We start from the raw sequence: 11933 nt of genomic DNA on the forward strand, positions 1-11933 counted from the left end.
TTGATAATACATTCAAAAGGTTTTAGAAAACCCAATTCACAATATTCTGTAATAGTATAAAACCTTGTTTATAAAACAAGGATACATTCTTATTACATATTAAAAATTATGGAAGATGAAAATAGTAAATAAAGGAAAAGTAATCTTAGCAGGAGCAGGTCCTGGAGATCCAGACTTGATTAGTGTCAAGGCACTAAAATACCTTCAAATTGCTGATGTGATTTTGACAGATCGATTAGTATCTCCTGTTCTAATCGAAAACAACGCTCGAAAAGATGCGTTAGTGATTTATGTGGGCAAACAATGTTCTAAAGGAATTCATACACCTCAAAAAGATATTAACGAACTAATTGTAGAGTTTGCTTTACTCGGAAAACTGGTGCTACGTTTGAAAGGAGGAGATGCTTCTTTGTTTTCTAATGTACTTGACGAATTAGAAATTTTAGCCGAGTATGCCATTCCCTATGAAATTGTTCCAGGAATATCTGCCGCTTTTGGAGCTGCGGCATATACAGCCATTCCTTTAACAGCGAGAGAGCATTCTAGAGGAGTTAGATTTTTGACCTTGTATGATTTAAAAAATGTTGCGCCAAAGTTATGGGAAGATTGGGCAACTACTGAAGATACTTTGGTTTTTTATATGAGTGGACAAAAGCTATACACTTTAGCTGATTTTCTTGGTAAAAATGGTATAGATTCTGATAAAGGAATAGCAATTATTCAGCAAGCTACAACTCCTTTTCAAAAAACAACAGTATTTACTTTTGAAGAATTAAAAAATAAAGTTTTACCAGATTTTGAATTTGTGCCTACCATAATTATTGTGGGTAATGTAGTCAATCTTCACAAAAAATTTCATTGGTTCCAAGAATCAAACACTATAGAATCTTATTTCGACAACCATAAAAACACCTATCAAAATGCTATCTGAAACTAAACTTTCACTATTGCAACAATTAGTGCAAAGTGCCACAAACGAAGAAATTATCTGGACAAAAGGCTATTTAGCGGGCTATTTAGATGGGAATAAATTGGGAGTAAATACCCCCGTTACTTCTGCTGCCATTCCTGTTTCTGTTAAACCGCTAATTATTTATGGAACTGAAACTGGAAATTCTAAAAAAGTAGCCTCACAATTATTAGCCAACTTCAAAAAAAACAAAATTCAAGCCAAAGCGGTTGATGTTTTTCAATATGACTTAACTAAATTAGAAAAAGAGAGTTTGGTTTTGTTTGTAATGAGCACACAAGGAGAAGGAGAATTTCCGCAAAATGCTATTGCTTTTTACGAAAAACTAAAAGCTTCTGATGTAGATTTAAGCAATGTATCTTTTGGCGTTTTTGGTTTGGGAGATTCTTCTTATCCATTATTTTGTAATGCAGGTGTTTTACTTGATGAAATTCTAATAAAAAAAGGAGGAAAACAACTCTTGCCTTTGGTCAAAGCCGATGTAGATTTTGCACAAAACGTTATAGATTGGGAAAATGATTTGTTAAATGTTTTTAATGATAGTCCAACAACTGATACGAATGTTAGTATTGCAAAGTCTGAAAAAACAGCTCATAAAAAAAATTATACTGGAATTATCAGTCATAAAGTAATATTAAATGATAAGGGTTCTAATAAAGAAACGTATCATATCGAAATTACTTCTGAGGATGAAATAATTTATGAACCAGGGGATGCTTTGGGCGTGATTCCTAAAAACACACAAGAAGATATTGCTTTTATTTTGAATTATTTTGGAACAGATGCAACGCAAGAAATAACTATTAAAGACCAAAAAGAAACAGCTGAAAAATGGCTATCTGAAAGAAATATTAAAGGTTTAAGTAAGCGTTCTTTAGATCAAATTGGAACTTTAATTCAAACGTACATCGAATTTGAAAAAGCCGATTTGATTGATGTCTTAAAACAAGTTTCAAAACCAGAAATGGCTACTATCGAAGCTTTGATTACAATCTTATTGCCCATTGCACCACGATTGTATTCTATTTCATCATCGCCAGAAGCGCACGATGAGCAAGTACATTTAACGGTTAATTTGAATACTTTCAAAGTTGGAAATATAATTAAAACAGGATTGGCTTCACAGTTTTTAGCCGATTATCCTATTGATACGGAGTTGGAATTTTACATTCATAAAAATCAGAATTTCAGATTACCTAATGAAGATACAGATGTTATTATGATAGGACCAGGCACAGGAATTGCGCCCTTTAGAAGTTTTTTAGCACATAGAGATGCAACTGGAGCAGAAGGTAAAAATTGGTTATTCTTTGGGGAGCAACATTTTGTATTGGATTTTTATTACCAAACCGAAATTCAAGAATGGATTAGCACTGGCGTTTTGTCAAAATTAGATACCGCTTTTTCTCGTGACCAAAAACAAAAAATTTATGTACAAGATCGTATTCGTGAAAAGGCATCAGACTTTAATAAATGGTTAGAAAATGGTGCAAGTATATATGTATGTGGTCAGAAAAGTCCAATGAGTCAAGATGTTGAACAAGCTATAGTTGAAGTCATTGCCAAAGAACGAAATATTTCGCAAGATCAAGCCAAGGAAGTTTTAGAAGATTTAGAAAATCAAGGAAAATACCAAAAAGACGTCTATTAATTGTTGATGATTGTTGGGTTTTACTCAACCATCAACTAAAAACTAAAAAAATGAGTGAGAAATTATCGCCAATAGAAGCCATAAAGACCAAAAGTGATGGTCTTAGAGGAACTCTAAAAGAAAGCATCGATTTAGATAACCATACAGGAAACGTCCGTCAAGGCGATGAAACTTTAGTGAAGTTTCACGGAATGTATGTTCAGGATGACCGTGACCGAAGAGCCGAAAGAGCCGCCAAAAAATTAGATAAGTTGTATTCCTTTATGATTCGCTTGCGAATTCCAGGTGGTGTAATTACCGCAGATCAATGGATTGCAACACACGAAATATCGGAGCAATACGGAACAGGAACTTTAAAAATAACAACTAGGCAAACACTGCAATTGCATGGTTTATTAAAACACCAATTGCGTCCTACAATTCAGTCTTTTAATACTGCTAAGCTTGATTCTATTGCGGCTTGTGGCGATGTAAATAGGAATGTAATCGTGAGTTCTCATCCGCAATTATCCTCTATTCATAAAGAAATTTACGAATATGCTGATAAAATTTCCACTTTGTTATTGCCAAAAACGCAATCGTATTACGACGTTTTTATTGATGGAGAAAAAATTTATGAACGATCATCAGAAGCAGATCCTTTGTATGAAGACAGATACTTACCAAGAAAATTTAAAATTGCCATCGCGATTCCACCTTCAAATGATGTGGATGTTTTTACCAATGATATAGGATTGATTGCCATTATCGAAAACAATCAGTTAAAAGGTTTCAATATAGCTGTTGGTGGAGGTTTAGCCACAACACACGGAAATCCGAATACGTATTCTAGATTGGGTTCTATTATTGGTTTTACAGATACGGAAGAAAAAACACTCAAAGTAGTGTATGAAATCCTAACGATTCAAAGAGATTTCGGAAATAGAGTAGATAGAAAACTATCTAGAATGAAATATACAGTTGATAAATTGACTGTTGATGGATTTAAAAAAGAATTGGAAAAACGCATCGGATTTGATTTGTTACCAGAACAACCGTTTCAGTTTACCGAAAGAAGCGATCGTTTTGGTTGGGAAAAAAGTGAACAAGGAAAATGGTTTTATACATTATTTATTGAGCACGGCGTTGTCAAACCAGATCAAAAGCAATTTTTACTAGAAGTAGCGCAATTACAGGTATCTAATTTTATTTTCTCTGGAAATCAGAATTTGATTTTAGGAGAAGTAATTGAAGAAAACAAATCTAAAATTGAAGCCTTAATTGAACAACATCAAATAAATAAAAACGACAGTGCTCTTCGAAAAAACTCTATGGCTTGTGTGGCATTGCCAACTTGTCCTTTGGCTTTGGCCGAAGCACAACGTTATTTACCAGAATTGGTGACTAAAATCGAACCTATTTTAGAGAAATATCAACTGCAAAATGAAGGAATTGTGATAAGAATGACGGGCTGTCCTAATGGTTGTGGTCGTCCGTATGTAGCTGAACTCGGTTTTGTAGGCACAGGACCAGGTCAATATAATTTTATGCTAGGTGGCGATCGATATGGGGAACGATTGAATAAACTGTATAAAGAAAAGCTAACTGAAGCTCAAATTTTAGAAGAAGTCGATCAATTACTTGGTTTATACATAGATAAAAAAAATGACAAAGAAACATTTGGGGATTTTGCGTTTAGAACAATCTTTTCTTAATATCTATTGAATGAAAAAATCAATCGTTCTTTTTCTTTGTTTTTCTTGCTTTAATTCTTTGGCGCAAAAAAACCTTATAAATCAAGAGTTAGTATGGTATGGTTATTATAACTCACTTTCCATAAACGAAAATTGGAGTTTGAAAAGTGAAATACAAGAAAGGCATTTTGTCAATCCAATCAAACAACACCAATTGGTTTTTAGATCTAATCTAGAAAAGAAGTTAGTTGATAATTTGAAATTATCAATCGGGATGACACTTTTTTTACAAAGCCCTAATGATCCTTTTTCGAGAAGCGATTTAATGGTGCCAGAGTTGCGACCAGATATTGGTTTCAATAATAAACAAGAATTTAAACGTATGTCAATTTCGCATCGGTACAAATTAGAAGCCCGATTTTTTCATCAAGTGAAAAATAATGAATTGGTTGACGCATATACGTTTTCTAATTTTAGATTTAGATACCAGTTTGTGCTTGATGTTCCATTAATTAAAAAAGAAAATCAAAACAAAATCATTTTAGTTTTAAAAGATGAATTGATGGTTAACATAGGTAATAAAATTGTTAAAAACACATTCGATCAAAATCGAATTTATGCAGGAATGAATTATGTTATCAATTCAAAATTGGCAGTTGAAATGGGTTATATGAATTGGTTCCAACAACAAACAACTGGGGTAGATTTTTACAACCGAAATATTTTTAGACTATCACTTTTTCATAGTCTATCATTAAACAACAAAAAATATGAGTAATACTTTATTCCCCGTTTTTCTAAAAACAGAAACTGCCCATTTTTTAATTGTGGGCGGTGGTAATATTGGTTTAGAAAAAGCAGAAACTTTATTAAAACAAAACCCTGATATTAGGATCACGATAGTGGCGACTTATTTTCATCCAAAATTGACTGAAATAATAAGTCAACATGAGAATATTTCTTTTTTCGAACGTCCTTTTGAGGAAACCGACCTAGAAAGCAAGGATTTTGTAATTATTACTACCGATAAACCCGAAATTAATTTGGCAGTAAGAGAATTAGCCAAATCCAAAGGAATCAAAGTCAATGCAGCTGACCAACCGGCTTTATGTGATTTTTATTTGGGGTCTATTATTACTAAGGGAAGTTTAAAAATTGCTATTTCTACCAATGGAAAATCACCGGTTTTAGCCAGAAGAATGCGTGAATATTTCACCGAGGTTATTCCAGATAATATAGAAGAGAGTCTGGATGTTTTAAACCAATTCAGAAGAAATCACAAAGGAGATTTTCAGGAAAAATTGTCTGATTTAAATAAAATCACTGAAGGATTTCAAAAAAATAAAAAGCAAAAAGAGCCTAGAAAATACAAACAACTGGCCTTTACCTTAGCCATTTCTTTCTCTATGTTATTTATAGGCTACGGTTTGTCAAGCATTGTTTCAATTACAGATGTAAAGTATGGATTGCGTCATATTCCTAATAAATTTTATGGGATGTTACTAATCGGTTTTTTAGCGCAATTGGTTGATGGTGCTGTAGGATTAGGTTACGGAGTTACTTGTGCTACCAGTATGATGTTACTTGGAATTAATTTGCCAGCCATCAGCGGCAGTATACATACTGCTGAGATGTTTTCAAGTGGCGTTAGTGGTTATTCGCATTATAAATTTGGGAATGTAAACAAGAAATTGTTGCTATGGCTTGCCGTTCCAGGGGTGTTTGGAGCTGTTAGTGGCGCGATGTTACTTATTTATTTAGGTAATAAATATGTTACTATAGCTTACACGGTTTTGTCAATTTATACGATGATTATTGGAATCAGATTAATTATTTTGGCTTTTAGAAAGATTAATGAGAAAAAGAAAATGAGAAATACTGGTTTTCTCGGTTTTTCAGGTGGTTTTCTAGATGCATTTGGCGGTGGTGGCTGGGGTCCTATTGTAACTTCGACGTTGTTAGCCAAAGGAAGAAAATCCAATTATGTTATAGGAACTGTAAGTTTGGCTGAATTTTTTGTTACTCTTGCAGCAGCAATTACTTTCTTTGCTTGGTTAGGCGTAAGTCATTGGTATGTCGTATTAGGACTCATTATTGGTGGCGCAACAGCTGCGCCATTGGCAGCAAAATTAGCAGGAAGGCTTCCTCAAAAAACGGCTTTATTACTCGTAGCTTTATTGGTAATTGTTTTTAGTGTTAGAGTATTATTGAAAATTTTCTAGAAAAACTTTTTTTAAATAATAAGTTTTCTTTAAAATTGATATTATTTAGATGTATTTTCTAAATAAATAAATTTTTATAATATAATTTAGAAAAATAATCTAATAATTTTTTTAATTTAGAAAAATAATCTATATTTGTAATTCAAAATAATAATAAAATGAGTTTTAATATTTGCAATATGTGTTGTATGATGTGGAAAATTTCCGCAGAGAACGCTATTGTATAATTTTAAATCAAAAATATAACAATTAGAACCTCTGCAAATCGCAGAGGTTCTTTTATTTAAAAAATAACTAAAATGAATAATTCAATAGTAAAAATGATGGTATGTTATATGATGTGCAAATGTTGTGCACCATCAGCCTATTCCCAAAAGTGAAAGAGTTAATCTCTATTGTAGTCAAACTATAAGCCCTTTTGGAAATTCTAAAAAGGGCTTTTTTATTTAATAAACAATTCTAATATCTTAAGTCTAACATCTAAAATTAAAAAAAATGAGCACACAAAAATTCGCAACAAATGCATTGCACGCAGGACACGACGTTACTAAAAATGCAGGAACAAGAGCTGTCCCAATTTATCAAACCACATCGTATGTATTTAACAATTCGGATCACGCCGCCAATTTATTTGGGCTTGCTGAAGCTGGATTCATCTACACTCGATTAAACAACCCTACAAACGACATTCTCGAACAACGGTTGGCAAAACTCGAAGGAGGAATTGGCGCAGTAGTTACCGCTTCTGGAACTGCAGCTATTGCAACTTCGTTGTTAGTTTTACTAAAAGCAGGAGATCACATAGTCGCTTCTAGTAGTTTGTATGGCGGAACATATAATTTACTGAATGTAACATTGCCAAGATTAGGTATCACAACAACGTTTGTAGATCCATCAAATCCTGAAAATTTTACCAAAGCAGCTCAAGAGAATACGAGAGCCTTTTTTGCCGAAAGTTTAGGAAACCCAAAACTCGATGTATTGGATTTAAAAGCCATTTCAAAAGAAGCCAAAGCGTTTAAAGTACCTTTTATTGTCGATAATACGGTGGCAACACCTTATTTATTAAATCCTATCGAACATGGCGCAAACATTGTTATTCACTCCCTTACCAAATATATCACCGGAAACGGAACATCGCTTGGCGGCGCAATAATCGATGCTGGAAATTTTGATTGGAGCAACGGAAAATTTCCTGAATTCACTGAACCATCAGCGGGTTACCACGGTTTGAAATATTACGAAGTTTTGGGAGCAGCTTCCTTTATTGCCAAAGTTCGTATTGAAGGATTACGTGATTATGGAGCAGCTTTAAGTCCGTTTAATGCTTTTCAGACCATTCAAGGATTGGAAACATTAGAAATTAGAATCAAAAAGCACAGCGAAAACGCATTGGCTCTTGCTAAATGGCTGCAAACGCAAAGTGAAGTAGCTTGGGTAAATTATCCTGGTTTAGAAACTTCAAAATATAAAGTTTTAGCCGATAAATATTTGCCTGAAGGGAAAAGTGGCATCGTAACTTTTGGACTCAAAGGTGGATTTGAGGCTGCCAAAAAAGTGGCTGATGGAACGCAACTGTTCTCACTTTTAGCCAATATTGGAGATACAAAATCACTGATTATTCATCCTGCGAGTACCACTCATCAGCAATTATCAGATGTGGAACAATTGGCAACTGGTGTTTCCAAAGATTTAATTCGTCTTTCAGTCGGTTTAGAAGATATTGAAGACTTAAAAGCCGATTTACAAGCAGTTTTTGAGAAGCTTCCTATAGAAAAATTTGCCTAATTTTTTTGTTTTTTAGCCACGGATTTCTCAAATCTGTGGCAAAAAAAAACGTTGTTTTCCTTGTGCCACTAAAAATAAAATAATGCTTAAACAAATCAACATAGGAAATTGGATTTTAGAAAAAGGAAATGCTTTAGACAACATCCCACTTTTCTATCAAACCTTCGGACAGCCTATCGGTAATTCGCCTGTAGTACTAGTCAATCACGCCCTCACAGGAAACTCTAATGTAACTGGAGAAAAGGGTTGGTGGAACGAGCTAATAGGTGAAAACAAAATTATTGACACTAATTTTTTTACCATTATTGCTTTCAATATTCCTGGAAATGGCTTCGATGGAAACGAAGAAAATCTAATTGAAAATTACAAAGATTTTACCATCCGTGACATTGCCACAATATTTTGGTTAGGATTAAAAGAATTAAAAATAAACTCCCTTTTCGCAACAATTGGCGGAAGTCTTGGTGGTGCTATAGCTTGGGAAATGGCAGTTTTACATCCCAAAAAAATCCAAAACGTAATTCCAATTGCATCCGATTATAAAGCAACCGATTGGATGATTGCCAATGTTTTAATACAAGATAACATTCTCAATAACTCCAAAAACCCGATCGAAGATGCTCGCATTCATGCTATGCTTTTGTATCGAACACCACAATCTATAAACCAACGGTTTCAAAGAAAACAAAATCCAAATCAAAATTTCGAAATTGAAAATTGGCTCAAAAATCACGGTGAAAAACTCAAAAATCGATTCCAATTATCGGCTTACAAACTAATGAATCATCTCCTAAAAACAAATGATATCGTTAGAAATAGAGATTCATTTTTGGTTATATCCAATCAAGTTCAAGGCAATATTCATCTTGTTTCGGTCGATTCTGATTTGTTTTTCACGCCTGATCAAAATCTCGAAACGTATCATCAATTAAAAAAAATAAAACAAAACATATTTTATCACGAAATAAAATCCATTCACGGACACGACGCTTTTTTGATAGAATTCGATCAATTATCACATATTTTAAATCCAATTTTTAATAAAATAAAACAGCAAAATTATGTCAAAAACTAAAATAAATATTGTCCTTTTCGGAATAGGAAATGTGGGAAGCACTTTAATAAATCAAGTTGTTGAAAGCTATGACTTTTTCAAAGACAAAAGAAAAGTAGTTTTGAATTTTCCTATTATATTAAATTCTAAATTGGCTTTTTTTAACAAAGAAAACATCCAAATCAATTGGCAAAATAATTTTGATAAACACGCCATTCCATACCAAATCACCCAAGTTATCGATTATATAAAAAACAATAATTTAGACAATATAATAGTGGTTGATGCCACAGCAAGTCAAGAATTTGTTAAAAATTACATACAACTCATACAAGCAGATTTTCATATTGTAGCAGCAAACAAAATAGCCAATACACTACACCAAGATTTTTACAAAGAAATAAGACTAAATCTCAAAAAGCACAATAAAAAATTTCTCTATGAAACCAATGTTGGTGCTGCTTTACCAGTCATCAAAACAATCAACGATTTGCATTTTTCAGGCGATAAAATCACGAAAATAAGAGGCGTTTTTTCAGGAACATTAAGCTATATTTTCAATCGATTTTCAACCGAACAAACAGCCTTTTCAAACATACTAATCGATGCCGAAAACCTAGGATTAACAGAACCTGACTCTCGACAAGATCTTTCAGGGAAAGATGTTGCTAGAAAATTACTTATCCTAGCCAGAGAAATAGAACAAGAAATAGAATTTTCAGACATACAAATAGAATCCCTATTATTGCCTAATCTCAACGAAGAAAACACCAAAAAAGAATATCAAAACAATAAAAAACTATTGGATAAGCCATTCGAGATAGCCAAAATCACACAATTAGGCACACACGTGCTACGTTACATAGGCGAAATAGATCTAGAAGCCAAAAAATTCCAAGTAAAACTCATTTCCGAACCCCAAAATTCACCACTCGGACAACTCAAAGGATCGGATAATCTCATCGAAATTTTTACCCAAACCTATGGCGAAATACCAATAGTCATTCAAGGCGCTGGAGCTGGAAAACAAGTCACAGCTAGAGGAGTTCTCACAGATATCCTCAAAATATCCGAACACATAAAAATCAAACAACCCGAATTCTCATAATTAAATGTATTAAAAGTCTCAAATCCCTGTTAAGAATTTAATTTTTATTTTCCACAATACATTTGCAAATTCAAAATCGATTCCCTTACTTTGTACTGTTCATAAACATACTGATTGTTATCACGAAAGCTGGAGGGAATAGACCCGTCGAGAGCTTAGCAACCCTTTGCCAAAAAGAAGGTGCTACATTCTAACTAGCTTCGGCTTGTACAGATAACCACGAGAATTCTCTCATACTTTCACATAACATTTAATATATTTTTAGGAGCTATTTCCTGCTGTACGTTGCAATCTTTTGTTTTTTAAAGAAAAAAACAAAAGGATTTCCACTTCCATCAGGGCTATTTTAGAAACATTTTAGTAAACCTTTATGATCTCTTTGTTTACTTTGAGAACCTTTGTGAAAATAATATTTATGTCAAAAATAACTGAAGAAATAAAATCAAGAATCCTCGTGCTCGATGGTGCAATGGGAACAATGCTGCAACGCCACAATTTCTCTGAAGAAGATTTTCGAGGAACACAATTCAAAGATTTCCAGCATCCATTAAAAGGAAACAATGACCTATTGTCCATAACCCAGCCCGAAGCCGTCAAAGAAGTCCATCGTCAATATTTCGCCGCAGGAGCAGACATTGCCGAAACCAATACCTTTTCCAGCACCACTATTGGAATGGCAGACTATCATCTCCAAGATTTTGTCTATGAACTCAACTACCAATCCGCCAAAATTGCAAGAGAAGTAGCCAACGAGTTTACTGACAAACCACGTTTCGTAGCAGGAGCCATTGGTCCAACGAACCGAACAGCCTCAATGAGTCCAGAGGTAAACAATCCGGGATTCCGTGCCGTAACCTTCGACGAACTTCGCCTTGCCTACAAGCAACAAACAGAAGCACTTATCGATGGCGGAGTAGATGTTTTACTAGTAGAAACCATTTTTGATACACTCAACGCCAAAGCCGCACTTTTTGCCATCGAAGAAGTCAAAGAAGAACGCAATATTGACATTCCCATAATGGTTTCAGGAACAATTACTGACGCCTCTGGCAGAACATTATCAGGACAAACCGTAGAAGCTTTTTTAATATCCATCTCACATATAGAGTTGTTAAGCATCGGTTTCAATTGCGCTTTGGGAGCCGACCAACTCAAACCATATTTAAAGCGTTTATCAAGGAATACTTCACTCAATATTTCAGCACATCCAAATGCAGGTCTCCCCAATGCTTTCGGGCAATACGATCAAACACCTCAAGAAATGCAAGTATTAATAAAAGAATATTTACAAGACAATCTAGTTAATATAATTGGAGGTTGTTGTGGTACAACACCTGAACACATTAGATTAATATCCGAAGTTGCTTCTGAATTTAAAACTAGAAAATTAGAAATGGTCTAGCAGTTATTCCAGCAAGGTTTTTTTAACCTTGTAGGTATAAATTTTAGAAATTAAATTTTGGATAA

Annotated in this window: 9 protein-coding genes and 1 riboswitch; all 9 genes read left to right on the forward strand. The window is 33.8% G+C overall.

The annotated features are described in order from the left end of the window. Positions 1-115 precede the first annotated feature (115 nt). The 9 genes from cobA (at position 116) to RMO70_RS08165 (ending at position 11868) form a co-directional block, all read left to right on the forward strand. Positions 116-931, forward strand: coding sequence for a uroporphyrinogen-III C-methyltransferase (gene cobA, locus RMO70_RS08125; RefSeq protein WP_310555928.1), 816 nt, complete (start codon positions 116-118; stop codon positions 929-931). Continuing rightward, a complete protein-coding gene (locus RMO70_RS08130) occupies positions 921-2621 on the forward strand; it encodes a flavodoxin domain-containing protein (RefSeq protein WP_310555929.1) in 1701 nt (566 codons plus the stop codon). Before cobA ends, RMO70_RS08130 begins: the two co-directional genes overlap by 11 nt. 50 nt (positions 2622-2671) lie before the next feature. Beyond that, complete coding sequence (locus RMO70_RS08135; RefSeq protein ID WP_310555930.1) at positions 2672-4315, forward strand: NADPH-dependent assimilatory sulfite reductase hemoprotein subunit; 1644 nt, start codon at positions 2672-2674, stop codon at positions 4313-4315. A 10-nt stretch (positions 4316-4325) separates the two neighbouring features. Then, positions 4326-5072 carry a DUF2490 domain-containing protein gene (locus RMO70_RS08140; protein ID WP_310555931.1) on the forward strand — a complete coding sequence of 249 codons (747 nt, stop codon included), beginning with the start codon at positions 4326-4328 and terminating at the stop codon, positions 5070-5072. Then, complete coding sequence (locus tag RMO70_RS08145) at positions 5065-6516, forward strand: TSUP family transporter (RefSeq protein WP_310555932.1); 1452 nt, start codon at positions 5065-5067, stop codon at positions 6514-6516. Before RMO70_RS08140 ends, RMO70_RS08145 begins: the two co-directional genes overlap by 8 nt. Positions 6517-7011: 495 nt before the next feature. After that, complete coding sequence (locus RMO70_RS08150; RefSeq protein ID WP_310555933.1) at positions 7012-8304, forward strand: PLP-dependent transferase; 1293 nt, start codon at positions 7012-7014, stop codon at positions 8302-8304. An 82-nt stretch (positions 8305-8386) separates the two neighbouring features. Further along, a complete protein-coding gene (locus tag RMO70_RS08155; protein ID WP_310555934.1) occupies positions 8387-9379 on the forward strand; it encodes an alpha/beta fold hydrolase in 993 nt (330 codons plus the stop codon). Continuing rightward, entirely contained in the window at positions 9366-10466 is a 1101-nt protein-coding gene (locus tag RMO70_RS08160) for an aspartate kinase (RefSeq protein WP_310555935.1), read from the forward strand. Before RMO70_RS08155 ends, RMO70_RS08160 begins: the two co-directional genes overlap by 14 nt. A 114-nt stretch (positions 10467-10580) precedes the next feature. Beyond that, positions 10581-10686, forward strand: a riboswitch (SAM riboswitch). Between the two features lie 195 nt (positions 10687-10881). Continuing rightward, positions 10882-11868, forward strand: coding sequence for a homocysteine S-methyltransferase family protein (locus tag RMO70_RS08165; protein WP_310555936.1), 987 nt, complete (start codon positions 10882-10884; stop codon positions 11866-11868). Positions 11869-11933: the final 65 nt, after the last annotated feature.

Origin of the sequence: Flavobacterium sp. (assembly GCF_031422135.1) — a bacterium.
In the GTDB taxonomy this organism is placed as follows: domain Bacteria; phylum Bacteroidota; class Bacteroidia; order Flavobacteriales; family Flavobacteriaceae; genus Flavobacterium.